Genomic DNA, 22,937 nt, shown 5'->3' with positions numbered 1-22,937 from the left:
TGAAAAAGCCCCGCTGCAGCGGGGCTTTTTCATTCCTGGGACTCCTTGCCGACCTCGTACTGGCGCAGCTTGTTGGCGATGGTGGTATGGGACACCCCCAGGCGCTTGCCCAACTGGCGGCTGCTGGGAAATTCGGCATAGAGGCTTTCGAGCACGGCTTTCTCGAAGCGCCCGACGATCTGCTCCAGCCCGCCTTCCAGGGAAAACTCGCCAAGGGGTTGGCGCGCACCATAGTCCGGCAAGCGGATATGCTCGGCCTTGACCATGCCGCCATCGCACAACGACACCGCCTGGAACAGCACGTTTTCCAACTGCCGGACGTTGCCCGGCCAATGGTAGTGGCTAAGCCGCTCCATGGCTGCCGGGGCCAGCTGCGGCAAGGGGCAGCCGATCTGCCGACTGGCCTGGTCGAGAAAATGCTCCACCAGGGGCGCGAGGCCATCCAGGCACTCGCGCAGCGGCGGAATGTGCAGGGACAGCACATTGAGCCGGTGGTAGAGATCCTGGCGGAACTCGCCCCGGGCACAGAGCTCGGACAGATCCAACTGGGTGGCGCAAATCACCCGCACATCCAGGTACACCTCTTCGTCGCTGCCGACCCGGCGGAAACAGCCGTCCTGCAAAAAGCGCAGCAACTTGACCTGCAGCCGCGGGCTCATTTCCCCCACGCCATCGAGGAACAGGGTGCCGCCCGCCGTCAACTCCAGCAGGCCCAGCTTGCCTTCCGCCCGGGCGCCTTCGAACGCCCCGGGGCCGTAACCGAACAGTTCGGTTTCGGCCATTGACTCGGGTAGCCCGGCGCAGTTCAACGCCATCAACGGCGACTGGCCGCGCGGGCTGGCCAAATGACAGGCGCGGGCCAGCAGCTCCTTGCCGGTGCCAGTTTCCCCTTCGATCAATAGTGGTGCGTCCAGGGGCGCCATGCGCCGCGCCTCGCGCACCACCGCCGCCATCACCTTGGAGCTCTGGAAGATACTGTCGAAGCCACGTAGTTCCTGCTTGCGTACGTTGTAGATACGCTCGCCGACCCGGTCCGCGCGATGCAGGGTCAGCACCGCGCCAGCCATGGCCTCGCTATCGTCATGCTCGGACTGCAAGGGTGCGATATCCGCCAGGAATACGTCACCCTTGACCTTGACCCGCAACCCGTTGATCCGCGACTTGTTGGCCCGCACCAACTCCGGCAGGTCGAAATCCTCGGCATAGCGCGACAGCGGAATGCCCGGCACCTCGTCGACCCGCACCCCCAGCAACTGGGCGGCGGCACGGTTGGCGGCGACGATGGAACCGCCCATATCGATGGACAGCACAGGAAAGTCCAGGGCCCCCAGCAGCGCGTTGAGCTCCATGTGCCGACGCTCGCTGGGCATCAAGCCGACGCGCTTGACCCCGAACACCCCGGTGATGGATTCGAACTTGGGCCGCAGGGCCTGGAACTGCAGGTTGATCAGGTTCGGGCAGTGCAGGTAGATGGCGTTGCCATGCTCCCCCCCCACCTCGCCCCGGGCAACGTTGATGCCGTACTCCACCAGCAGGTTGAGGATGTCCCGCAGGATGCCGATGCGGTTCTGGCAGTGAACTTTGATGCGCATGGAATAAAGGCCCGAAAGGAAATATAGGGGGCATAAACGCCGGCTGACGACGCTTTTGGCGTCATGGCCAGCAAAGTTTCTGCTGGAGGCCGCAGATAATCGTCAAGATTATGTGACAGCTTCCGCTATTTTCAAATCGTTCATCCCCAGTGGTGCAGGGCTTGCGCCAATTTCGTAACGAAAATTTTACAGAAAAGTCACTCAAAGGCGTCCTTACAACCACCGCCAGCTGCTGCAAAGCGTCGCACCCTGGCGTATCACTGGGGTCATTCATAACAAGAACGCATCCCCTGGCAGGAGAGCAGCATGAAGCAGACGCAGTACGTGGCCCGCGAGCCCGACGCGCAAGGTTTTATCGACTATCCACCCGAAGAACACGCGGTGTGGAACACCCTGATCACTCGCCAGTTGAAAGTGATCGAGGGCCGTGCATGCCAGGAGTACGTGGATGGCATCGAGAAGCTGGGTCTGCCCCACGATCGCATTCCGCAGCTCGGCGAAATCAACAAGGTCCTGGGCGAAACCACCGGCTGGCAAGTGGCCCGGGTCCCGGCGCTGATTCCCTTCCAGACCTTTTTCGAACTGCTGGCCAGCAAGCGCTTCCCAGTGGCGACCTTCATCCGCACCCGCGAAGAACTGGACTACCTGCAAGAACCGGACATTTTCCACGAGATCTTCGGCCACTGCCCGCTGCTGACCAACCCCTGGTTCGCCGAGTTCACCCACACCTACGGCAAGCTCGGCTTGCAAGCCACCAAGGAAGAACGGGTATACCTGGCCCGCCTGTACTGGATGACCATCGAGTTCGGCCTGGTGGAGACCCCAGCCGGCCGGCGCATCTATGGCGGCGGCATCCTGTCTTCGCCCAAGGAAACCGTCTACAGCCTCTCCGAAGAGCCGGAGCACCAGGCCTTCGACCCGCTGGAAGCCATGCGCACGCCGTATCGCATCGACATCCTGCAGCCGATCTACTTCGTCCTGCCCGAGCTCAAGCGCCTGTTCGACCTGGCCCATGAAGACATCATGGCCCTGGTCCACCAAGGCATGCAGCTGGGCCTGCACGCACCCAAGTTTCCGCCAAAACCCAAGGCGGCCTGAGCGGCCCGCACTCGCGAGCCGCTGCGAAAGATAGTAACGTCCACGGGCTGCGCGAAATCTCACGAGCGCAGGCAATCCCGCCTGGGACAGGTGACAAATGGCGGCCCGGCCACGTCGGACCGACATTTTTCGCCGATACCCGGAAGAGATTGCCCAGCGCAGCAGTTTTCCCCAGCCTGCCCCAACAAGAATCGATTTCGGGAATACACCATGACCGCTCTGAACCAAGCCCATTGCGAAGCCTGCCGCGCCGATGCCCCCCAGGTCAGCGACGAAGAACTGCCGGTGCTGATCAAGCAGATCCCTGACTGGAACATCGAAGTTCGCGACGGCGTGATGCAGCTGGAAAAAGTCTTCCTGTTCAAGAACTTCAAGTTCGCCCTGGCCTTCACCAACGCCATGGGCGAGATCTCCGAGGCCGAAGGCCATCACCCGGGCCTGCTGACCGAATGGGGCAAGGTGACCGTGACCTGGTGGAGCCACTCCATCAAGGGCCTGCACCGCAACGACTTCATCATGGCCGCCCGCACCGACGAAGTGGCCAAGACCGCAGAAGGACGCAAGTAATGCATTTCGACGCCATCGGTCGTGTGCCTGGCGACCCGATTCTCGGCCTGATGGGGGCCTACGCCAGCGACCCCAACCCGCGCAAGTTCGACCTGGGCGTGGGGGTCTACAAGGACGCCCAGGGCCTGACGCCGATCCCGCGCTCGGTAAAACTGGCCGAACAGCGCCTGCTGGAAAGCCAGGACACCAAGATCTACATCGGTGGCCACGGCGACGCGGCCTTCGGCAAGGTGATCAATGAACTGGTGCTGGGCAGCGCTTCGCCGCTCATCGCCCAGCAACGCGCCGGGGCTACCCAGACCCCAGGCGGTACCGGTGCCCTGCGCCTGAGCGCCGACTTCATCGCCCACTGCCTACCGGGCCGTGGCGTGTGGCTGAGCGATCCGACCTGGCCGATCCACGAGACCATCTTCGCCGCGGCCGGGATCAAGGTCAGCCACTACCCCTACGTGGGCAGTGACAACCGCCTGGACGTCGAAGCCATGCTGGCGACCCTGAACCAGGTGCCGGAAGGCGACGTGGTGCTGCTGCACGCCTGTTGCCACAACCCCACCGGCTTCGACCTGAGCCAGGCCGACTGGCAACGGGTGCTGGAGGTGGTGCGCAGCCGCAAACTGCTGCCGCTGATCGACTTCGCCTACCAGGGCTTCGGTGATGGCCTGGAGCAGGATGCCTGGGCCGTCCGGCTGTTCGCCGCCCAGCTGCCGGAACTGCTGATCACCAGCTCCTGCTCGAAGAACTTCGGCCTGTATCGCGACCGCACCGGCGCCCTGATCGTCTGCACCCAGGATGCCGAGAAACTGCTGGACGTACGCAGCCAACTGGCGCACATCGCCCGCAACCTGTGGTCCACGCCACCGGACCACGGCGCCGCCGTGGTAGCGACCATCCTCGGCGATGCGCAGCTCAAGAGCCTCTGGAGCGACGAAGTGGAAGCCATGCGCCTGCGCATCGCGCAACTGCGTGCCGGCCTGGTGGAAGCCCTGCAGCCCTATGGCCTGGCAGAGCGCTTCGCCCATATCGGCGTGCAACGCGGGATGTTCTCCTACACCGGCCTGAGCCCCGCCCAGGTCCAGGAACTGCGTGAACACCACAGCGTGTACATGGTCAGCTCGGGCCGGGCCAACGTGGCCGGGATCGACGCCAGCCGCCTGGATCAGCTGGCCGAAGCCATCGCCCGGGTCATCTAGCCAAGGGCTTGCCGGCGAGGATGGCCCCTGGCGCCTCCTCGTCGACGATCGGTCCTCGATGAACCGCCTTTCATCCTGAAAAGTGCGATAAAAATCTTTTTGTCATTTCCAGTGCTGTATCCTGCCCAGGCTTTTTTAAAAGCGCGGACCTACCCAGCGATTTAAAAAACAGACTTTGCGAGGAGCAACGATATGCACGAGATCCCGAATCTCCCCTTCCCGAGCCTGCACGAAACTGAGCAGACAACCCCGCCGCAAACCAGTGCCGAACAGCCTGCTGCGAAAGAAGCCGCCGACAGCCGCAAGGCTGACCGCGAAGAGTGAAGAAGCTCTAGCCAGACCGTGTGGAAAGCGCTACTCAAGCGCTTTCCACACCGCCTGAATCCTCTCCCGAGCCCTCGATGACCAACACCTTCGACGAAACCCAGGCCAACGTACTGATTGGCGCCACGCAGCAGATGATCGAGATGTGGAACCGCCTCGCCCCGGAGAAACAGGCCGCCCTGCTGGCTCGTTTCGGCACCCGGGAAAACGCCCTTGCCGCCCTGGTCACCACCCGCCTGCTGGACAACCAGGACACCTGAGCCTGTACTCGAGCCCATGGGGCACATCGATTTCTTCCCCTGCCCCCGCCCTCACACCGGTATCATGAGCAGCCTATCTATCTAGCTGCAGTAGCGGACCCCTTCCCATGCCAGATACCCAGCGCCCCTTGGCGGTCACGCTGCAAGTCGTTTCCATCGTCCTGTTCACCTTCATCGGCTACCTGAATATCGGCATACCCCTGGCGGTGCTTCCCGGCTACGTCCATAGCGACCTGGGCTTCGGCGCGGTGATCGCCGGCCTGGTGATCAGCGTGCAATACCTGGCCACCCTCCTCAGCCGCCCTTACGCCGGGCGCATCATCGACAACCAGGGCAGCAAGCGCGCGGTGATGTACGGCCTGGCGGGCTGCGGCCTGAGCGGCGTGTTCATGCTGGCTTCGGCCTGGCTGCAAGCATGGCCGGTGCTGAGCCTGGCCAGCCTGCTGCTGGGGCGCCTGGTACTGGGCAGCGCGGAAAGCCTGGTGGGCTCGGGCTCCATCGGCTGGGGCATCGGCCGGGTCGGGGCGCAGAATACCGCCAAGGTAATCTCCTGGAATGGCATCGCCAGCTACGGCGCGCTGGCCATCGGCGCGCCCCTGGGCGTGATGCTGGTCGACCGCCTGGGACTGTGGAGCATGGGCGTGGGCATCATCCTGCTGGCCGTGCTGGGCCTGCTGCTGGCCTGGCCCAAGCTCGCCGCGCCCATCGTCGCCGGTGAACGCCTGCCATTCATCCACGTCCTGGGCAAGGTCTTCCCCCACGGCTGCGGGCTGGCCCTGGGCTCCATCGGCTTCGGCACCATCGCCACCTTCATCACCCTCTACTACGCCACCCGTGACTGGTCCAACGCGGTGCTGGCCCTGAGCCTGTTCGGCGCCAGCTTCATCGGTGCGCGACTGCTGTTCGGCAACCTGATCAATCGTCTCGGCGGCTTTCGCGTGGCGATCGCCTGCCTGTCGGTGGAGACCCTGGGACTGTTGCTGCTGTGGCTGGCCAGCGACGCCCACTGGGCCCTGGCCGGCGCGGCGCTGAGCGGTTTCGGGTTTTCCCTGGTATTCCCGGCCCTGGGCGTCGAGGCGGTGAACCTGGTGCCCGCCTCCAGCCGAGGCGCGGCGGTAGGGGCCTATTCGCTGTTCGTCGACCTGTCGCTGGGCATCACCGGGCCGCTGGCCGGGGCGATCGCCGCCAGCGCAGGCTTCGCCTCGATCTTCCTGTTCGCCGCCCTGGCCTCTTGCAGCGGGCTGCTGCTGAGCCTGTACCTGTATCGCCAGGCACCACGACAGCGCCAGGACCGTAGCGCGACCTAGAAATCCACCTTGCCGCGCCCGGCCTTGATGCTGCCACGCTTGGCCTTGCCTTCCAGGCGACGCTTCTGCGAACCCAGGGTCGGCTTGGTCGGGCGGCGCTTCTTCTGCACCTTGACGGCGCCCTGGATCAACTCCACCAGGCGCAACAGCGCATCGGCGCGGTTCTGCTCCTGGGTGCGGTATTGCTGGGCCTTGAGAATCACCACCCCATCGCTGGTGATCCGGCTGTCACGCAGCGCCAACAGGCGTTCCTGGTAGAAAGGCGGCAGGGATGAGGCGCGAATGTCGAAGCGCAGGTGCACGGCGCTGGAGACCTTGTTGACGTTCTGCCCACCGGCGCCCTGGGCGCGAATGGCGGTCAGCTCGATCTCGGCATCGGGCAGATGCACGTTGTTGGAAATCACCAGCATGGAACAGCAATCCTTTTTAGCGGCCCACAGAATACGCCCATTCCCCCGCCATTACGCCAGGGCCAGAAATGACAAACCCGGCCGAAGCCGGGTCTGTCGAGGCAGCGAGCGCGCTTATTTCAGCACGGAGCCGGCGGCCTGCAGCGGCTGCTGGGCGGCACGCTTGTTCTTGATTCTGTAGCAGACCCACATGAAGACCAGCCACACCGGAATCGCGTACACCGAAACCTGGATGCCGGGGATCATCAGCATGATGCCCAGGATGAACACCACGAACGCCAGGCAGATGTAGTTGCCATAGGGGTACCACAGGGCCTTGAACAGCGAGGTCTGGCCAGTGCGGTCCATGTGCTGGCGGAACTTGAAGTGCGAGTAGCTGATCATCGCCCAGTTGATCACCAGGGTCGCCACCACCAAGGACATCAGCAGCTCCAGGGCATGCTGCGGGATCAGGTAGTTGAGCACCACCGCGACGAAGGTCACCACCGCCGAGGCGAGGATCGAACGCACCGGCACGCCGCGCTTGTCGATCTTGGCCAGGCCCCGCGGGGCATCGCCCTGCTCGGCCATGCCCAGCAGCATGCGGCTGTTGCAATAGGTGCCGCTGTTGTACACCGACAGCGCCGCGGTCAGGACCACGAAGTTGAGGATGTGCGCCGCGGTGTTGCTACCCAGCATCGAGAACACCTGGACGAACGGGCTGCCGCTATAGGCATCGCCGGAAGCGTTGAGGGTAGTCAGCAGGGTGTCCCAGGGAGTCAGCGACAGCAGCACCACCAGGGCACCGATGTAGAAGATCAGGATGCGATAGATCACCTGGTTGATCGCCTTGGGGATCACGGTCTTCGGCTTGTCGGCCTCGGCCGCTGTGAAACCGAGCATCTCCAGGCCACCGAAGGAAAACATGATGATCGCCATGGCCATCACCAGGCCGCTGACACCATTGGGGAAGAAGCCGCCATGGGACCACAGGTTGCTCACCGACGCCTGCGGGCCGCCATGGCCGCTGACCAGCAGGTAGCTGCCCAGGGCGATCATGCCGACGATCGCCGCCACCTTGATGATGGCGAACCAGAACTCGGCCTCGCCGAAGACCTTGACGTTGGCCAGGTTGATGGCGTTGATCAGGACGAAGAACGCGGCCGCCGAGGCCCAGGTCGGGACGTCCGGCCACCAGTAGTGGATGTACTTGCCGACCGCGGTCAGCTCCGACATGCCCACCAGGATATACAGGATCCAGCAGTTCCAGCCCGAGAGGAAACCAGCGAAGCCGCCCCAGTATTTGTGGGCGAAGTGGCTGAAAGAGCCGGCTACCGGCTCCTCGACGATCATCTCGCCCAGTTGGCGCATGATCATGAAGGCGATGAAGCCGCAAATGGCGTAGCCGAGGATCATCGCCGGGCCGGCGGACTTGAGCACCCCGGCCGACCCCAGGAACAAGCCGGTACCGATTGCGCCACCCAGGGCGATCAATTGGATATGGCGATTTTTCAGGCCGCGTTTCAGCTCGCCTGACTGCGAGTTTTGTCCACTCATAAAAACTTTCTCACGCAAGGTTTGATGATATTTGCAGACGTTGCCGCCCGGTGAAGGCTTAAGCGGCGCGGATCAAACCCCAGCGCAAGCACCAGAAGTTCAGCGTTTTTTTAACGGTCATGCGTCACCTGTTTGTTTTTATCTGTGACGAAATCGAACCCATCGCGCTCGTGACGCGACGGAATGAACAAGGTGGATAACCTTGAGTTATTGGTTCTGTGCAGGTGTTTCCAGGGCTATGCAGGCAGGCTGGAAACCGCTGTCCAGACGCAAAATGCGCGGGTACGCAGTGGGGTCACAGTTAAAACGCCGGGCATTGTACACCCCTGACCCCCTGCCGCCAGACATCGCTGTATCAGCGTGCCGGTAACCGGGATCTTGCGTGGCCTGCTCGATGCTCGGCATCGGCGGCGAAAAATGAGACGGACCGAGTGGGGTCGTCGATGGAAAAGCGACGGTCGACGCTCTTCGAAGGGGATCGATGGAAGTCGGTTACGGCGTTCATTGCGCCTCCTTCTTGTTATGCACCTGTACGCAGGCAGGTGTACATCTCACCTGCCCGGACGGCCTGGAACAAGCGGGCCAGAGCCTTTGGCAACCGATGGCGAGCGGTCCTGCGGAAAATTTTCCTTACAGATAAAAAACGAGCGTCCATCCACGGGGCAAAGCGCCATATTTCGTAAACATGCCTTTACACGCCGTAACGTAGATTTGCCATTCCGCTACCAGGCCTGGACCGCCTGCAAATTGACGCTAGCGTGCCCCAGCTCGCAGAAGCTGCCTAGGATTCTGTTTTATGAGGTGAATTTCCCCAACCAAAATAGAAAATAAAGTTCATAAAAAAATATTCTAATTATTTTTTTGCACTTCAAAACACCCTGGTCTAGGTTTCCAGCCACTTGCCGGCTCAGTCACCCGGCAAGCTCGAGGAACGAATGGGCGGCTTCGGCAACCCTCCGTTCACGGCTGTCGATCCGTTCCGCCAATGGACTGCCAAGCGCAATGTCATTCAGGAGAAGCACCATGCAAGCACTGGAACAAGAGCTGGAAACCGAACTGCAACTGGACGACTGGTTCGAAGCTGCAACCCACGATGCGGCCGTGGAAATGATGCAAGCCGATGCCGTGGTGCCATTCGGCACCGCCATGTGGCCGATGTAAGACGCCCGCGGACCGGGGCAGGCCCTGCCTGTTCCGGTCATCTTTGTCCTACAGGGAGGTTTTATGGACCAGACTCGCGCCATCCGTCATTTCCTGTACTACCTGGAACGGCACCCGGCCCTCGACGGCCTGGCAACCGCCCAGGTGCTGATCGGCCATACCGCCGAGTACCAGGCCATGACCCTGGCCATCATCGAACAAGCCCGCCAGGCCACGCCGCTGACCATCAGTGCCCTGCGCCTGGACCTGGAGCCGGCCGAGAACCTCGTCCGGGCCATCACCGAATGCGACCTGTACATTTTTTTCTACGATTCCTCGACCCTGCCCCAGCCGCGCCCCGACGGTCCGGAATTCCTCCGCCCGCTCCATGGGCTGATGGCCGAGCACTGGAAGAAATCCTTGCTGTTCAAGGACTACGGCGAGTACTTCTACGACACCTTCAGCGTCGAGCCCCAGCGCATCGCCGACCTCAACGCAACCCTGATCCGCCGCCTGTCCCAGGCCAGCACCCTGAGCTTCAGCGATCCCCTGGGGTCGTACTTCGAGGCGCCACTGCACACGGTGAAGAAGTGGACCGATATCAACGGCGTGGGCAACTACGACCTGGCGCCGGGCGAGATCGCTACCCACAGCGACGAAATCAATGGCCATGTGAAGTTCCTCGGCACCTTCCTCAGTACCATTCCCTTCGCCCGCAAATACGGGGTCCTGCAGGTGCCGCTGGAGCTGTGGATCGAGAACTCGAGCATCCGCCAGGTAGCGAGCCAGGTGCCCGGCCTGGTCAACGACTTCAACAAGTACCTGGATGCCAACCCGTCGAACCGGCGCATCGAGGAACTGGGCATCGGCACCAATGAAGGCATCAAGTCGCTCTACGGACGCAACTCCGGCTTCGAAGAACGCCATTGCGGGCTGCATCTGGGGCTGGGCGGGGGCGCCAAGGGTAGCCACCATCTGGACCTGATCTTCAGTTCCGGGGTACTGGCAGCGGACCGCAAGCCGGTATTCGACGGCCGGTTCGCCTTCTAGCCCGGCCAGGATGGCCGGCAAAAAAAAACGCCAACCCGAAGGTTGGCGTTGTTTCATCCCAAGAGGGGCTTATTCCGGCTTGCGTCGACCGAAGCCCGGACGCTGGCCGCTACCGGCCGGAGCGCCACGGCGCTTGCCCGACGGTGCATCCTGGTCCAGGCCCGGGCTTGGGCGCTTGGATTTCGGCGCAGGGCGCTTGGTATCCGCCGGACGTTCGGCTACCGGGGTTCCACGGCTCGCTGCCGGGCGCGGGGTCCGTGGAGCGCGCTCGCCATCCTGGCGGCCAGCCGGCTTGCGGCCAGGGCGTTCGGCTTCCAGTTGCGGCTCGCGCGGGGCTCGCGGGGCGACCGGGGCACCATTGGCCGGGCGCAGGGTGCGCACACGCTCGCCCTTGGCCATCGGCCGCGAGGATTTGCGCTGCATGCGTTCCAGGCGGTCCTTGGACTTGGCATTGAGCTGCGGCATCGCCACCGGCGCCAGGCCGACTTCGGCGCTGAGCACATCGACCTCGTACTGGCTCATTTCGCGCCAGCGGCCCATGGGCAGGTCGGAGTTGAGGAACACCGGGCCGAAACGCACGCGCTTCAGGCGGCTGACCACCAGGCCCTGGGATTCCCACAGGCGGCGCACTTCACGGTTGCGACCTTCCATCACCACGCAGTGGTACCAGTGGTTGAAGCCTTCGCCGCCGGGAGCTTGCTGGATATCGGTGAACTTGGCCGGACCGTCTTCGAGCATGACGCCCGCCTTGAGGCGCTCGATCATCTGGTCATCCACCTCGCCACGCACACGTACCGCGTACTCGCGGTCCATCTCGAAGGAAGGGTGCATCAGGCGGTTGGCCAACTCGCCGTCGGTGGTGAACATCAGCAGGCCGGTGGTGTTGATGTCGAGGCGGCCGATATTGATCCAGCGGCCTTCGCGCGGGCGTGGCAACTTGTCGAATACGGTGGGGCGGCCTTCCGGGTCGTCGCGGGTGCAGATCTCGCCGTCGGGCTTGTTGTACATGATCACGCGGCGCACCGACTCGGCGGCCTCTTCGCGCTTGACCACCTTGCCATCGATGGAAATGGCATCGTGCAGGTCGACGCGCAGGCCCAGGGTGGCCTCCACGCCGTTGACCTTGATCCGGCCCTGGCTGATCCAGGCCTCGACGTCGCGGCGCGAGCCGACGCCGATGCGGGCGAGGACTTTCTGCAGTTTCTCGCCGGCTGGACGGATTTCCTGGTCGTTCTGGTCTTTGTCGCTCATCTGGGCACCTCCCGGTGTGGCGCTTCAGGCCGAGCCGCCTGAAGGCATGGAAACAGGTTCTATGGCAATGGGCTCGCCAAAAGGTGGCGAATCATACGCTGATGGCGGCGGTTGCGCATCACAGACTAGTCGATCATCGGCCATCGTGGCGCTTTTCCGCTGGCCGGCGGCCGCGTGTCAATCCTCCAGCAGGCGCCGCTCTTGCTCGATCGCCTCGGCCAGGGCCTGGGCCTCGGCTTCTTCCTCGCTCAGATGCGGTTCCAGGGACGCCACGGCGGCCAACAGCTTGGCCCGGGCCTCGGCGACACCCAGCACATCGTCCCCCGGCGCCTCGGGCGACTCGTCCGCCGGGAAGTCCGCCAGAGGCTCCAACGGCTCGCCGCTGGCAGGTTCAGGCGGCTCGCCAGCAACGGTTGCACTGGGCTCCTGCGCCTCGTGAAGCTCGTCCTGTTCGGGGTCGTCACGGTGCAGATCATCGAAATCGGTCTTGAGCCCTTCTTCCATGGAGTCCAGCTCCAGCAACAAGGTATGGAAGCTGGTTTCCTCCTTGGGCGGCTCGGGCTCGGCGCTGGCGTCGGCCAGTTGTTGCAGATGCTCGGGCACCGGCGCATCGTCGAACTCCAGCACCAGCTCGGCCTCCATCTCGCGCAGTTCGGCCAGCGGCGGCAGCTCGTCGAGGCTCTTGAGGTTGAAGTGATCGAGAAAGGCCTTGGTGGTGGCGAACATGGCCGGCTTGCCGGGCACGTCGCGATACCCCACCACTCGAATCCACTCGCGCTCGATCAGGGTCTTGACGATGTTGCTGTTGACCGCCACGCCGCGCACATCCTCGATCTCGCCACGGGTGATGGGCTGGCGGTAGGCGATCAGCGCCATGGTTTCCAGCAACGCACGGGAATAGCGCTGGGGCCGCTCCTCCCAGAGACGGCCGACCCAGGGAGCGAACTTCTCGCGGATCTGCAGGCGATAGCCGGAGGCTACTTCCTTGAGCTCGAAGGCACGCCCCTCGCAGGATTTGCCCAATAGCGCCAGGGCCTTCTTGAAGACCGCCGGGCCAGGCCGCTCGGCCTCCTCGAACAGTTCGTAGAGGCGCTCCAGGGACTGGGGCTTTCCCGAGGCCAACAGGAAGGCTTCGAGCAGGGAGGCCAGCTCGCGGGGTTCATTCAGGTTCATGATTTAAGCTCGTTATTCGGCTCGCGCCCGTACGTGGATGGCCGCAAAGGGCTCGTTCTGCACCAGCTCGACCAGGGACTCCTTGACCAGTTCGAGGATCGCCATGAAGGTCACCACCACCCCCAGGCGCCCTTCATCGGCGCTGAACAGCTCGACGAAGGGCACGAAACCGCCGCCCTTGAGGCGCTCCAGCACATCGCTCATGCGTTCCCGGGTGGACAGGGCCTCGCGGCTGACCTGGTGGCTCTCGAACATGTCGCCCCGGCGCAAGACCTCGGCCATGGACATCAGCACCTCTTCCAGCGCCACGTCCGGCAACAGCTTGCGCACCTGGGCCTGGGGCGCATCGAGCTTGGGCACCAGCACCTCGCGACCGACCCGGCTCAACTCGTCGATGCCTTCGGCGGCGGCCTTGAAGCGCTCGTACTCCTGCAGGCGACGGATCAGCTCGGCCCGGGGGTCCTGCTCTTCTTCCTCGATCTCGGCCGAACGCGGCAAGAGCATGCGCGACTTGATCTCGGCCAGCATGGCCGCCATCACCAGGTACTCGGCCGCCAGCTCCAGGCGCACCGACTGCATCAACTCCACGTAGCCCATGTACTGGCGGGTGATCTCCGCCACCGGGATATCGAGGATGTCGATGTTCTGCTTGCGAATCAGGTACAGCAGCAAGTCCAGCGGGCCCTCGAAGGCTTCGAGGAAGACCTCCAGGGCATCGGGCGGGATGTACAGGTCCAGGGGCATTTCCATGACCGCCTGGCCGTAGACCATGGCGAATGGCAGCTCCTGCTGGGCGCCGGCCTGCTCGTCGACGGTTTCCACTGCGGACATCTAGGCCTCGGCCATGAAGGGCGCTGGATCGCCGCAACCGACGCGGATCACTTGCGGCTCGCCATCGGCGAGGCTGATCACCGTGGAGGGTTCGGTGCTGCCGAAACCGCCGTCGATGATCAGGTCCACCTGGTGCTCCAGCAACTGGCGCATCTCGTGCGGGTCGCTCAAGGCCTCGGTATCGCCGGGCATGATCAGGCTGACGCTCATCAGCGGCTCGCCCAGTTCGGCCAGCAACGCCAGGGCGATGGGATTGCTCGGCACCCGCAGGCCGATGGTGCGGCGCTTGGGATGCAGGAGCAGGCGCGGCACCTCACGGGTGGCATTGAGGATGAAAGTGTAGGGCCCGGGCACATGGGCCTTGAGCAGGCGGAAGGTGCCGGTATCGATCTTGGCGAACAGCCCCAGTTGCGAGAGATCGCTGCAGATCAGCGCAAAGTTGTGCTTGTCGTCCAATTGCCGCAGGCGCCGGACCCGCTCGATCGCGCCCTTGTCGCCCATCTGGCAGGCAACGGCGTAGGACGAATCCGTGGGGTAGATCACCACACCGCCGCCGCGAATGATCTCCACGGCCTGCTTGATCAGGCGTGGCTGGGGGTTTTCCGGGTGGATCTGGAAAAATTGACTCACTGTCTCTACCTGCTCAGGCGGCAATAATTGGCTCATGCTTGAACCGACACCAAAGTGGCGGCAGGTCCTCGGGAACCGGGCGGTACTCACCGATCTCGGACCAGCCCCCCGGGCCATGAAAATCACTGCCGGCGCTGACCAGCAGTCCGAATTCACGGGCAAGGATGGACAGGCTGCCCACTTGCTCCGCGGGTTGGTGACCATTGACCACCTCGATGGCGTGGCCACCGGCTTGAATATAGTCGGCAATCAGGCGGCGACGCTTGCTGCGGGTGAAATCGTAGTGCCAGGGATGGGCCAGGCTGACCCAGGCGCCCGCCTCGCGCAGGGTGGCGACGGTTTCCTCCAGGGTCGGCCAGTGCTGCTTGACGTCCCCCAGCTTGCCGGCGCCGAGCCATTTGCGAAATGCCTCGGCACGATCCTTGACGAAACCCGCACGCACTAGATAGTCGGCGAAATGCGGGCGCGCCGGGGCATTGCCGCTGTCGCCCAGCTCCTGCTGGATCGCCCGGGCGCCCTCCAGGGCTCCCGGCATGCCCTTGAGGGCCAACTTGCGGCTGATTTCCTCGGCTCGCAGCCAGCGTCCTTCATGCAGCTTGCCGATGGCCTGCACCAGCGCCTGGGCCTCGACGTCGAAGCCATACCCCAATACGTGAATGGTTGCACCGCCCCACGTGCAGGACAGCTCGACACCGTTGACCAACTGCATGCCCAGCTCCCGGGCGGCGGCGCGCGCCTCGGCCAGGCCCTCGACGGTATCGTGGTCGGTCAGGGACAGGATTCGCACACCTTTCTCATGCGCCCGGGCCACCACCGCCGCGGGCGCCAGGGCGCCGTCGGAGGCCGTGCTATGGCAGTGCAAATCAATGTTCACGGGACGGTAAAACCTCGAATCAGCTGGCGCTTTCGCTACCTGGGATGTTTGTTATTATGCCGACACATCCTGCTTCTGGCTGCCACTGTGAAACAATTCATCGACTTCATCCCGCTGTTCCTGTTCTTCATCGTCTACAAAATCGACCCTCGCGTCGTCGACCTCGCCGGTCACCAAGTCACCCTGGGCGGCATCTACAGCGCCACGGCGGTGCTGATCGTCAGCTCCCTGGTGGTCTATGGTGCGCTGTTCGTCTCCCAGCGCAAGCTGGAGAAAAGCCAGTGGCTGACCCTCATCGCCTGCCTGGTGTTCGGCAGCCTGACCCTGGCCTTCCACAGCGAAACCTTCCTCAAGTGGAAAGCCCCGGTGGTCAACTGGCTGTTCGCCCTGGCCTTCATCGGCAGCCACTTCATCGGCGACAAGCTGCTGATCAAGCGCATCATGGGCCACGCCCTTAGCCTGCCGGACGCCGTCTGGACCCGCCTGAACATCGCCTGGATCGCGTTCTTCCTGTTCTGTGGCGCGGCCAACCTGTTCGTCGCCTTCACCTTCCAGAGCATCTGGGTCGACTTCAAGGTATTCGGCAGCCTGGGCATGACCGTACTGTTCCTGGTGGGCCAGGGTATCTACCTGTCGCGCCACCTGCATGACACCGACTCCACCACTCCGAAAACCGAGGACTGACATGCTTTACGCAATTATTGCCACAGACGTCGCCAACTCCCTGGAAAAACGCCAGGCCGCGCGCCCGGCGCACCTGGAGCGCCTGAAGCAGCTCCAGGCCGAGGGACGGGTGGTGCTGGCCGGCCCGCATCCAGCGGTGGACAGCGAAGATCCGGGCGCCGCGGGCTTCACCGGCAGCCTGATCGTTGCCCAGTTCGACTCCCTGGCCGCCGCCCAGGCCTGGGCCGAGGCCGATCCGTTCGTGACCGCTGGCGTCTATGGCAACGTTCTGGTCAAGCCCTTCAAGCAATCCATGCCGTAACCCTCCCTCCCACGCGGTGAACCTTAGCGGTTCATCGCGTTCTCAATCGCTCATTATTCTCGTTTGACGGCCGACAACCTGCCCAACATCCGATTGGAATCAGGAGTTTCGATGCGCCAAGGTCCGTTGTGCCTGTTGTTGGTCATGTTGTCGATCGGGTCCCCGGCACTCGCCGAGGAACCCCAGGAAGGCGGCTACTCGACGCCGCTGTCCCTGAGCGCCGGTAGCCAGATCACCGAGCTGCAGCAACGCTTGAAGGAAAGCGAGCGCCAGCGCGAGGAATTGAGCAAACAGCTGCAAAGTGCCGACGCCGAACGGGAAAGCCCACAACTGGCCCGCTTGCGCCAGGAGAACCAGCGCCTCAAGCTGCAACTCAAGGAGGCCCAGGCCAACCCGGCGCCGCGCCTTTTGACCGAACAGCAACAATGGTTCATCACCGGCGGCGGCGTGGCCCTCATCGCCCTGCTCTGCGGTATCTTTGCCAGTGGTGGGCACCGCCGACGTCGACAATGGCTAAATTGAGTGATTCATGAGCGACCTGTTACTGATTGATGATGACCAGGAGCTGTGCGAGCTCCTGAGCAGTTGGCTGAGCCAGGAAGGCTTCCAGGTTCGCGCCTGCCATGACGGCCTCAGCGCCCGCCGGGCCCTGGCCGACAACACACCGGCAGCCGTGGTGCTGGACGTGATGCTGCCCGATGGCAGCGGCCTGGAGCTGCTCAAGCAACTGCGCAACGACCATCCGGAACTGCCGGTGCTGATGCTCTCGGCCCGTGGCGAACCCCTGGACCGTATCCTCGGCCTGGAACTGGGCGCCGACGACTACCTGGCCAAGCCCTGCGACCCTCGCGAACTCACCGCCCGCCTGCGTGCCGTGCTGCGCCGCAGCCACCCCGTAGCGACCTCCAGCCAGTTGGAGCTGGGCGACCTGTGCTTCAGCCCGGTACGCGGAGTGGTCACCCTCGACGGCCAGGACATCAGCCTGACGGTTTCCGAAAGCCGCCTGCTCGAAGCATTGCTCAAGCAACCGGGCGAACCCCTGGACAAGCAGGAACTGGCACAGATCGCCCTGGGCCGCAAGCTGACCCTGTACGACCGCAGCCTGGACATGCACGTGAGCAACCTGCGCAAGAAGATCGGCCCCCACCCCGACGGCCGCCCCCGGATCGTCGCCCTGCGCAGCCGCGGCTACTACTACAGCCTCTAGCCACTTGACCGTAGCCGCTCTGGAACAAGCGACAACATCACCAACGGCGGTTTTGTCAGCGCGCCGGCCTTGCGTCTTTACTCAAGCTTTACCCTCAGCTGACCGCCGCTGACCTTGAGGTGCGTAACCTGCACTCATCCGGAACCGACCGGGAATGAGACAAGGAGACACACCATGCGCAAGACCCTGATCGCCCTGATGTTCGCCGCCGCCCTGCCGACCGTGGCCCTGGCCATGCCTGAAGGCAACGGCCCCACGGGCCCGATGGATGGTCCACGGCACAGCGAGCACATGCGTGGCAAAGGCCCCTGGAGCCAGCTGGACCTGAGCCGCGAACAGCGCCAGCAGATCGACAAGCTGATGGGCGAGCAAATGCACGAACGCAAGGCGCTCGTGGAGAAGTACCTGGAGAAACTCTCCCCGGCCGACCAGAAGGCCATGAAGGACGAGCTGGCCGCCAGGCACCAGAAGACCCAGGCCGATATCCGCGCCCTGCTCAAGCCAGAACAACAGAAGCAGTTCGACGCCAACCTCAAGAAAGAGGAAGAGCGCCGCGCCGAATGGGCCCAGTTCGAGGCCTGGAAAGCGCAACAGCCGCAAAAAGCGCAATAATGCGCTAGCGTCCCTCCCCAGCCCAGTGGCCCCGCCACTGGGCTTCGTGCATTCAAGGAGTCTTCGTGCGTTCATTGTTCTGGCGTGTCCTGGCCAGCTTCTGGCTGGCCATCACCCTGGTTGCCGGGCTGTCGATCCTGCTGGGCCACATACTCAACCAGGACGCCTGGATCCTCAGCCGCCACCCGGGCCTCAACAGCCTTGCCGAGCAATGGACGCAGACCTACGAGGAACAAGGCGAAGACGCCGCCCAGGAAATCCTCCGGCAGCGCAAGCGCCAGTATCACATCGACGTCCAGGTGCTCAACGAGAGCGGCGACCCGGTGGTGCGCGGCACCTTCCCACCCCGCGCGGCCGCCCTCGAGGCACGCCAGAACAACGATGACCGACGCCTGCCCTGGCGCCGTCTGACGGTCGAATACACCAGCCCGCGAAGCGACGACACCTACCTGTTCATCTACCGCATTCCCCACCCGGAACTGAACGCCTGGCATCGCGACAGCCTCACCTGGCCGCTCAGCGCCCTGGTTATCGCCCTGGTGGTGCTGACCCTGTTCAGCCTGCTGGTGACGCTATCGATCACCCGCCCCCTGAGCCGCCTGCGCGGCGCGGTGCATGACCTGGGCCAGACCACCTACCAGCAGAACAGCCTGGCCCGGCTGGCCAACCGCCGTGACGAATTCGGCGTACTGGCCCGGGACTTCAACCGCATGGGCTCGCGCCTGCAAGGGCTGATCGGCAGCCAGCGCCAACTGCTGCACGACGTATCCCATGAACTGCGCTCGCCCCTGGCACGCCTGCGCATCGCCCTGGCGCTGGCGGAACGGGCCGCCCCCCAGGAACGCGAACAGCTCTGGCCGCGACTGACCCGTGAATGCGATCGCCTGGAGGCCTTGATCAGCGAGATCCTGGTCCTGGCCCGGGTCGATGCCGACAACGCCAGTGCCGAGCAGGTGGACCTCAATGCCCTGCTCCTGGCCTTGCAGAAAGACGCACAGCTGGCTTGCTCCGAGCAACGGGTACAGATCCAGGCCCAGCCCCAACTGCAAATACGTGGCTGGCCTACCCTGCTCGAACGGGCCCTGGACAACCTGCTGCGCAATGCCCAGCGCTTCAACCCGGCCGGGCAACCGATCGAGGTCCAGGCCCGGCGCCAGGGCGACCGAATCCTGGTCAGCGTGCGCGACCATGGCCCCGGGGCGCCCGAGGAGTACCTGGCCCAGCTGGGCGAGCCGTTCTTCCGTGCCCCCGGGCAAAGCGCCGCCGGGCACGGCCTGGGCCTGGCCATCGCGCGCCGCGCGGCAGAACGCCACGGCGGCAGCCTGCTTCTTAACAACCATGCCCAGGGCGGTTTCATCGCCACCCTGGAACTGCCGCTGGTTCCCGGCGCCGTGGTCCAGGCCTGAATGCACGACGGGCAAGTCGCCGCCACCGGGGCCGGTGACGACGTACTTGCCCGCTAGTAACGCGAGATCGCCGGAGCCGGTCAGGGCTTGGCGGTCCAGGCGCTGACGAACTCGCGGGTATCGACTTTCGGCGCGATCCGCGGCTCGTTCAGTGGCGTCCCCAGATACAGGAAAGCGATGACTTCTTCCCCTTCGGCCAGGCCCAGGCCCTTGGCCACATGGGGCGAGTAGGACAACTCGCCGGTACGCCACACGGCGCCGATGCCCTGGGCGTAGGCCGCCAGCAGGATGCCATGGGCCGCACAACCCGCAGCCAGCAATTGCTCGCTGCGGGGTACCTTGAAGTGCTCTTGCAAGCGGGCGACCACCACGACCACCAGGGGCGCGCGCAGCGGCATGGCCCGGGCCTTGTCCACTGCGGCCTGAGTCACTTCGCCGCCCTGCAGTTGCACCGCCTCGACCAGCAACTCGCCCAGGCTGTCGCGCGCCTCGCCCTCCACCGTCAGGAACCGCCAGGGCCGCAATTGCCCATGATCGGGGGCTCGCAGGGCGGCGGCGAACAGCGCCTCACGCTGCTGCGCATTGGGAGCAGGCTCGACCAGGCGGGGCACGGAAACACGGTTGAGCAAAGCGTCGAGAGCCTCCATCGGCCACCTCCTTGGAAAAAATGTCCGGCTATTCTAGCGGTATCCGCTGACCGGATGCCTGGTTTACATGCCCTGCCTCGCAGGTAGAATGATCGCCTTTCTCTCCCAGCCCGAGCTGAACACATGGCGTTGCCGACCCTCAGGATCATTGGTTTCATCATCGGCATCTTCCTGATCACCCTGGCCGTCGCCATGGTCGTGCCCATGGTGACGCTGGTGATCTTCGAGCACACCGGCGACTTGCCATCGTTCCTCTGGGCCAGCCTGATCACCTTCATCGCCGGCCTGGCCCTGGTGCTTCCGGGGCGACCCGAGCATGTCCACCTGCGCCCCAGGGACATGTACCTGCTGACCGTCTCCAGCTGGGTGGTGGTGTGCATCTTCGCCGCCCTGCCGTTCCTGCTGACCCAGCACATCAGCTACACCGACTCGTTCTTCGAGAGCATGTCGGGCATCACCGCCACCGGTTCCACCGTGCTCAGCGGGCTGGACGACATGTCCCCGGGGATCCTGATCTGGCGTTCGTTGCTGCACTGGCTGGGGGGCATCGGCTTCATCGGCATGGCGGTGGCGATCCTGCCGCTGCTGCGCATCGGTGGCATGCGCCTGTTCCAGACCGAGTCCTCGGACCGCTCGGAGAAGGTCATGCCGCGCTCGCACATGGTGGCCCGGCTGATCGTCGCCACCTACCTGGGCATCACCATCATCGGCAGCCTGGCGTTCTGGTGGGCCGGAATGAATGTGTTCGACGCCATCAACCACGCCATGTCGGCGATCTCCACCGGCGGTTTCTCCACCTCGGACGAGTCCCTGGCCCACTGGAAGCAACCGGCGGTGCACTGGGTGGCCGTGCTGGTGATGATCCTCGGCAGCCTGCCGTTCACCCTGTACGTGGCGACCCTGCGTGGCAATCGCCGGGCGCTGCTCAAGGACCAGCAAGTCCAGGGGCTGCTGGCCATGCTGCTGGTGACCTGGCTGGTACTGGGCACCTGGTACTGGTGGACCACCAACCTGCATTGGCTCGAAGCCCTGCGCCACGTGGCGCTGAACGTGACCTCGGTAGTCACTACCACCGGATTCGCCCTGGGCGACTACAGCCTCTGGGGCAATTTCTCGCTGATGCTATTCTTCTACCTGGGTTTCGTCGGTGGCTGCTCGGGTTCTACCGCCGGCGGGATCAAGATCTTCCGCTTCCAGGTGGCCTACATCCTGCTCAAGGCCAACCTCAACCAGCTGATCCACCCTCGGGCGGTGATCAAGCAGAAGTACAACGGTCATCGCCTGGACGAGGAAATCGTCCGCTCGATCCTGACTTTTTCGTTCTTCTTCGCCATCACCATCTGCGTGATCGCCCTGGCCTTGTCGCTGCTGGGCCTGGACTGGATGACCGCCCTGACCGGCGCCGCCAGCACCGTTTCCGGCGTGGGCCCAGGCCTTGGGGAAACCATCGGCCCGGCGGGCAACTTCTCCACCCTGCCGGATGCCGCCAAGTGGATCCTGTCCCTGGGCATGCTCCTGGGGCGCCTGGAGATCATCACGGTGTTCGTGCTGTGTATTCCGGCGTTCTGGCGTCATTGACCGAGGCCGGCAACTCCGCCAGCCGCGCCCGGTACTCGCCGGGCGTGGCATCGAACCAGCGACGGAAGGCCCGGAAGAAGTTGCTCGGATCGGCGAACCCCAACAGATAGGCGATCTCCAGCAACGTCATGTTCGGCTGCGCCAGGTACTGCTCGGCCAGTTCCCGGCGCGTGTCGTCGAGCAGCGCCTGGAAGCTGGTGCCCTCTTCCTGCAGGCGACGCTGCAAGGTGCGCTGGGACAGGTGCAGGATCTGCGCTACCCGCTCGCGCTTGGGCTCGCCCTGGGGCAACAGGCGGCATAGCACCTGGCGCGCCTTGTGGGTCACCCGGCTTTCGGAGAAACGCGCCAGGTACTCGCCGGCAAACCGGTCGTGCAACTGGGCCATGGCCTCGTTGGCAGTGGGCAACGTGCTCTCCATGTCGGCCCGCTCGAAGATCAGCGCATCGAAGGGCGCGGCGAACATCAGCGGCGCATGGAACATGTCCTTGTAGGGCTGGGTGTCCTCGGGTTGCGGCCCCTGCAACATCACCTTGCGTGGCCGCAGGTCACGGCCGGTGAGCCAGCCGCACAGGGCCAGGGCGCAGGCCAGGGACGCCTCGGCGCTCTGCCGGGTCGGCGGCAGGTGGTCGCCATGCACCGTGAGGATCAACGCATAACCTTCGGGCAACAGGCGAAAGCTCAGATCGGCGCTTTCGGCGATGATCCGCTGGTAACGCACCAGGCGCTGGAAGCCCTCGGCCAGGGTCCGGCTCGACATCAGGGCATAACCGGCCACATTGAAGGACGCCGGGCGCACCACCTTGCCCATGTTCAAGCCGATCGCCGGGTTGCCGGACAGCTCCACCGCCCGTTGCCACAGCCGGGTCATGGAGTCCTGGGTGAAACGCGCGTCCGGATCTTCCAGGGCGGCATAGTCGAGCCCCAGTTGCTCGAACAGGACACGACAATCCAGGCCATCCATTTCCAGGGCCTTGACGATTCCCAGGGTCCAGCTCGCCGACGTGGTTCGTTCGCTCATGGGGGCTTCTTATATGATGAGCCGCAGGTAACGGCCAATTTCGCAAGGATACTAACCCGTAGGGGTAAATCTACAGCTCTTTGTTATCAAGGCCTGCATGGACAAGAATTTTCCTTGTTGGGTCTTGATAGGGCCTATTGGGGCCTGCAATGACAACATAATGCCAACTTGGCATTCCCCTCCTACGGCGTCCTGCCGAACGATCACAAAATCAAAACAACTGTATATGCATACATACGAGTGGTGATAAC

25 protein-coding genes are annotated in these 22,937 nt (G+C 63.9%); 15 read left to right on the top strand and 10 right to left on the bottom strand.

Features of this window, described 5'->3' with window-relative positions; genetic code table 11:
• Nucleotides 1-29 precede the first annotated feature (29 nt).
• Nucleotides 30-1,592: a sigma-54-dependent transcriptional regulator gene (locus H7A76_RS30475; RefSeq protein WP_185701947.1), complete on the bottom strand. Its 1,563-nt coding sequence runs from the start codon at nt 1,590-1,592 to the stop codon at nt 30-32.
• 306 nt (nt 1,593-1,898) lie between these two features.
• On the opposite strand from H7A76_RS30475, the gene phhA reads away from it, so the two are divergent.
• The 6 genes from phhA to H7A76_RS30450 all read left to right on the top strand — a co-directional run bounded on the left by phhA (nt 1,899) and on the right by H7A76_RS30450 (nt 6,338).
• The gene (gene phhA / locus H7A76_RS30470) at nt 1,899-2,690 is read left to right on the top strand and encodes a phenylalanine 4-monooxygenase (protein ID WP_185701946.1); all 792 of its coding nucleotides are present in this window, start codon (nt 1,899-1,901) and stop codon (nt 2,688-2,690) included.
• A gap of 210 nt (nt 2,691-2,900) precedes the next feature.
• Nucleotides 2,901-3,257 (top strand): 4a-hydroxytetrahydrobiopterin dehydratase, encoded by a 357-nt coding sequence (locus H7A76_RS30465; protein ID WP_007930096.1) that lies wholly within the window; start codon nt 2,901-2,903, stop codon nt 3,255-3,257.
• Nucleotides 3,257-4,447: an amino acid aminotransferase gene (locus tag H7A76_RS30460; RefSeq protein WP_185701945.1), complete on the top strand. Its 1,191-nt coding sequence runs from the start codon at nt 3,257-3,259 to the stop codon at nt 4,445-4,447. Before H7A76_RS30465 ends, H7A76_RS30460 begins: the two co-directional genes overlap by 1 nt.
• Before the next feature lie 192 nt (nt 4,448-4,639).
• Nucleotides 4,640-4,771: a hypothetical protein gene (locus H7A76_RS32550; RefSeq protein WP_260498120.1), complete on the top strand. Its 132-nt coding sequence runs from the start codon at nt 4,640-4,642 to the stop codon at nt 4,769-4,771.
• A 77-nt stretch (nt 4,772-4,848) separates the two neighbouring features.
• Nucleotides 4,849-5,031: a hypothetical protein gene (locus H7A76_RS30455; RefSeq protein WP_185701944.1), complete on the top strand. Its 183-nt coding sequence runs from the start codon at nt 4,849-4,851 to the stop codon at nt 5,029-5,031.
• A 107-nt stretch (nt 5,032-5,138) separates the two neighbouring features.
• Nucleotides 5,139-6,338 carry an MFS transporter gene (locus tag H7A76_RS30450; RefSeq protein WP_185701943.1) on the top strand — a complete coding sequence of 400 codons (1,200 nt, stop codon included), beginning with the start codon at nt 5,139-5,141 and terminating at the stop codon, nt 6,336-6,338.
• On the opposite strand, the gene arfB is transcribed toward H7A76_RS30450, so the two are convergent.
• Both arfB and H7A76_RS30440 read right to left on the bottom strand, forming a co-directional pair.
• Nucleotides 6,335-6,748 carry an alternative ribosome rescue aminoacyl-tRNA hydrolase ArfB gene (arfB, locus tag H7A76_RS30445; RefSeq protein ID WP_185701942.1) on the bottom strand — a complete coding sequence of 138 codons (414 nt, stop codon included), beginning with the start codon at nt 6,746-6,748 and terminating at the stop codon, nt 6,335-6,337. The genes H7A76_RS30450 and arfB overlap by 4 nt on opposite strands.
• Nucleotides 6,749-6,862: 114 nt before the next feature.
• Nucleotides 6,863-8,284, bottom strand: a complete 1,422-nt coding sequence (locus H7A76_RS30440; RefSeq protein WP_185701941.1) for an amino acid permease — start codon at nt 8,282-8,284, stop codon at nt 6,863-6,865.
• Between the two features lie 1,023 nt (nt 8,285-9,307).
• Between H7A76_RS30440 and H7A76_RS30435 the strand changes: the two genes are divergently transcribed.
• Nucleotides 9,308-9,445 (top strand): hypothetical protein, encoded by a 138-nt coding sequence (locus H7A76_RS30435; protein WP_022643000.1) that lies wholly within the window; start codon nt 9,308-9,310, stop codon nt 9,443-9,445.
• A gap of 63 nt (nt 9,446-9,508) precedes the next feature.
• A complete protein-coding gene (locus H7A76_RS30430; protein WP_185701940.1) occupies nt 9,509-10,474 on the top strand; it encodes a leucyl aminopeptidase in 966 nt (321 codons plus the stop codon).
• A gap of 69 nt (nt 10,475-10,543) precedes the next feature.
• On the opposite strand, the gene rluB is transcribed toward H7A76_RS30430, so the two are convergent.
• The 5 genes from rluB to H7A76_RS30405 all read right to left on the bottom strand — a co-directional run bounded on the left by rluB (nt 10,544) and on the right by H7A76_RS30405 (nt 15,233).
• Nucleotides 10,544-11,725 carry a 23S rRNA pseudouridine(2605) synthase RluB gene (rluB, locus tag H7A76_RS30425; protein ID WP_185701939.1) on the bottom strand — a complete coding sequence of 394 codons (1,182 nt, stop codon included), beginning with the start codon at nt 11,723-11,725 and terminating at the stop codon, nt 10,544-10,546.
• Nucleotides 11,726-11,902: 177 nt separating this feature from the next.
• A complete protein-coding gene (scpB, locus tag H7A76_RS30420) occupies nt 11,903-12,898 on the bottom strand; it encodes an SMC-Scp complex subunit ScpB (protein WP_185701938.1) in 996 nt (331 codons plus the stop codon).
• Between the two features lie 12 nt (nt 12,899-12,910).
• On the bottom strand, nt 12,911-13,609 hold the full coding sequence (locus H7A76_RS30415) for a segregation and condensation protein A (protein ID WP_185701948.1): 699 nt from the start codon (nt 13,607-13,609) through the stop codon (nt 12,911-12,913).
• Between the two features lie 120 nt (nt 13,610-13,729).
• Nucleotides 13,730-14,359, bottom strand: coding sequence for an L-threonylcarbamoyladenylate synthase (locus H7A76_RS30410; RefSeq protein ID WP_185701937.1), 630 nt, complete (start codon nt 14,357-14,359; stop codon nt 13,730-13,732).
• A gap of 13 nt (nt 14,360-14,372) precedes the next feature.
• Nucleotides 14,373-15,233, bottom strand: a complete 861-nt coding sequence (locus tag H7A76_RS30405) for a PHP domain-containing protein (RefSeq protein WP_185701936.1) — start codon at nt 15,231-15,233, stop codon at nt 14,373-14,375.
• A gap of 87 nt (nt 15,234-15,320) precedes the next feature.
• On the opposite strand from H7A76_RS30405, the gene H7A76_RS30400 reads away from it, so the two are divergent.
• The 6 genes from H7A76_RS30400 to H7A76_RS30375 all read left to right on the top strand — a co-directional run bounded on the left by H7A76_RS30400 (nt 15,321) and on the right by H7A76_RS30375 (nt 19,443).
• Nucleotides 15,321-15,917 (top strand): septation protein A, encoded by a 597-nt coding sequence (locus tag H7A76_RS30400; RefSeq protein ID WP_185701935.1) that lies wholly within the window; start codon nt 15,321-15,323, stop codon nt 15,915-15,917.
• Nucleotide 15,918: 1 nt separating this feature from the next.
• The gene (locus H7A76_RS30395) at nt 15,919-16,218 is read left to right on the top strand and encodes a YciI family protein (RefSeq protein WP_022642992.1); all 300 of its coding nucleotides are present in this window, start codon (nt 15,919-15,921) and stop codon (nt 16,216-16,218) included.
• Between the two features lie 111 nt (nt 16,219-16,329).
• Nucleotides 16,330-16,740 carry a translation initiation factor 2 gene (locus H7A76_RS30390; RefSeq protein WP_185701934.1) on the top strand — a complete coding sequence of 137 codons (411 nt, stop codon included), beginning with the start codon at nt 16,330-16,332 and terminating at the stop codon, nt 16,738-16,740.
• Nucleotides 16,741-16,747: 7 nt separating this feature from the next.
• Nucleotides 16,748-17,425: a response regulator transcription factor gene (locus H7A76_RS30385; RefSeq protein ID WP_185701933.1), complete on the top strand. Its 678-nt coding sequence runs from the start codon at nt 16,748-16,750 to the stop codon at nt 17,423-17,425.
• Between the two features lie 174 nt (nt 17,426-17,599).
• Nucleotides 17,600-18,037 carry a Spy/CpxP family protein refolding chaperone gene (locus H7A76_RS30380; RefSeq protein WP_185701932.1) on the top strand — a complete coding sequence of 146 codons (438 nt, stop codon included), beginning with the start codon at nt 17,600-17,602 and terminating at the stop codon, nt 18,035-18,037.
• A gap of 65 nt (nt 18,038-18,102) precedes the next feature.
• Nucleotides 18,103-19,443 (top strand): sensor histidine kinase, encoded by a 1,341-nt coding sequence (locus H7A76_RS30375; RefSeq protein WP_185701931.1) that lies wholly within the window; start codon nt 18,103-18,105, stop codon nt 19,441-19,443.
• 80 nt (nt 19,444-19,523) lie between these two features.
• Here the strand turns inward: H7A76_RS30375 and H7A76_RS30370 are convergent, their stop codons facing one another.
• Nucleotides 19,524-20,090, bottom strand: coding sequence for a nitroreductase family protein (locus tag H7A76_RS30370; RefSeq protein WP_185701930.1), 567 nt, complete (start codon nt 20,088-20,090; stop codon nt 19,524-19,526).
• A gap of 123 nt (nt 20,091-20,213) precedes the next feature.
• Here H7A76_RS30370 and H7A76_RS30365 point away from each other — a divergent pair, with 123 nt between their 5' ends.
• A complete protein-coding gene (locus H7A76_RS30365; RefSeq protein ID WP_185701929.1) occupies nt 20,214-21,668 on the top strand; it encodes a TrkH family potassium uptake protein in 1,455 nt (484 codons plus the stop codon).
• Here H7A76_RS30365 and H7A76_RS30360 read toward each other — a convergent pair.
• On the bottom strand, nt 21,625-22,686 hold the full coding sequence (locus H7A76_RS30360) for an AraC family transcriptional regulator (RefSeq protein ID WP_185701928.1): 1,062 nt from the start codon (nt 22,684-22,686) through the stop codon (nt 21,625-21,627). The two genes, H7A76_RS30365 and H7A76_RS30360, sit on opposite strands and share 44 nt — an antisense overlap.
• Nucleotides 22,687-22,937 lie beyond the last annotated feature (251 nt).

Origin of the sequence: Pseudomonas sp. MSSRFD41, assembly GCF_014230245.1 — a bacterium.
GTDB lineage: Bacteria > Pseudomonadota > Gammaproteobacteria > Pseudomonadales > Pseudomonadaceae > Aquipseudomonas > Aquipseudomonas piscis.
Note: the sequence above shows the minus strand (reverse complement) of the source record. Positions and strands in the feature narration are given on the sequence as shown.

Coding starts and splice junctions, on each gene's coding strand:
- H7A76_RS32550 (WP_260498120.1), top strand. CDS start 4,640: ATGCACGAGATCCCGAATCTCCCCTTCCCGAGCCTGCACGAAACTGAG.
- scpB (WP_185701938.1), bottom strand. CDS start 12,898: ATGAACCTGAATGAACCCCGCGAGCTGGCCTCCCTGCTCGAAGCCTTC.
- phhA (WP_185701946.1), top strand. CDS start 1,899: ATGAAGCAGACGCAGTACGTGGCCCGCGAGCCCGACGCGCAAGGTTTT.
- H7A76_RS30395 (WP_022642992.1), top strand. CDS start 15,919: ATGCTTTACGCAATTATTGCCACAGACGTCGCCAACTCCCTGGAAAAA.
- H7A76_RS30450 (WP_185701943.1), top strand. CDS start 5,139: ATGCCAGATACCCAGCGCCCCTTGGCGGTCACGCTGCAAGTCGTTTCC.
- H7A76_RS30440 (WP_185701941.1), bottom strand. CDS start 8,284: ATGAGTGGACAAAACTCGCAGTCAGGCGAGCTGAAACGCGGCCTGAAA.
- rluB (WP_185701939.1), bottom strand. CDS start 11,725: ATGAGCGACAAAGACCAGAACGACCAGGAAATCCGTCCAGCCGGCGAG.
- H7A76_RS30430 (WP_185701940.1), top strand. CDS start 9,509: ATGGACCAGACTCGCGCCATCCGTCATTTCCTGTACTACCTGGAACGG.
- H7A76_RS30460 (WP_185701945.1), top strand. CDS start 3,257: ATGCATTTCGACGCCATCGGTCGTGTGCCTGGCGACCCGATTCTCGGC.
- H7A76_RS30370 (WP_185701930.1), bottom strand. CDS start 20,090: ATGGAGGCTCTCGACGCTTTGCTCAACCGTGTTTCCGTGCCCCGCCTG.
- H7A76_RS30475 (WP_185701947.1), bottom strand. CDS start 1,592: ATGCGCATCAAAGTTCACTGCCAGAACCGCATCGGCATCCTGCGGGAC.
- H7A76_RS30455 (WP_185701944.1), top strand. CDS start 4,849: ATGACCAACACCTTCGACGAAACCCAGGCCAACGTACTGATTGGCGCC.
- H7A76_RS30385 (WP_185701933.1), top strand. CDS start 16,748: ATGAGCGACCTGTTACTGATTGATGATGACCAGGAGCTGTGCGAGCTC.
- arfB (WP_185701942.1), bottom strand. CDS start 6,748: ATGCTGGTGATTTCCAACAACGTGCATCTGCCCGATGCCGAGATCGAG.
- H7A76_RS30365 (WP_185701929.1), top strand. CDS start 20,214: ATGGCGTTGCCGACCCTCAGGATCATTGGTTTCATCATCGGCATCTTC.
- H7A76_RS30380 (WP_185701932.1), top strand. CDS start 17,600: ATGCGCAAGACCCTGATCGCCCTGATGTTCGCCGCCGCCCTGCCGACC.
- H7A76_RS30360 (WP_185701928.1), bottom strand. CDS start 22,686: ATGAGCGAACGAACCACGTCGGCGAGCTGGACCCTGGGAATCGTCAAG.
- H7A76_RS30435 (WP_022643000.1), top strand. CDS start 9,308: ATGCAAGCACTGGAACAAGAGCTGGAAACCGAACTGCAACTGGACGAC.
- H7A76_RS30390 (WP_185701934.1), top strand. CDS start 16,330: ATGCGCCAAGGTCCGTTGTGCCTGTTGTTGGTCATGTTGTCGATCGGG.
- H7A76_RS30465 (WP_007930096.1), top strand. CDS start 2,901: ATGACCGCTCTGAACCAAGCCCATTGCGAAGCCTGCCGCGCCGATGCC.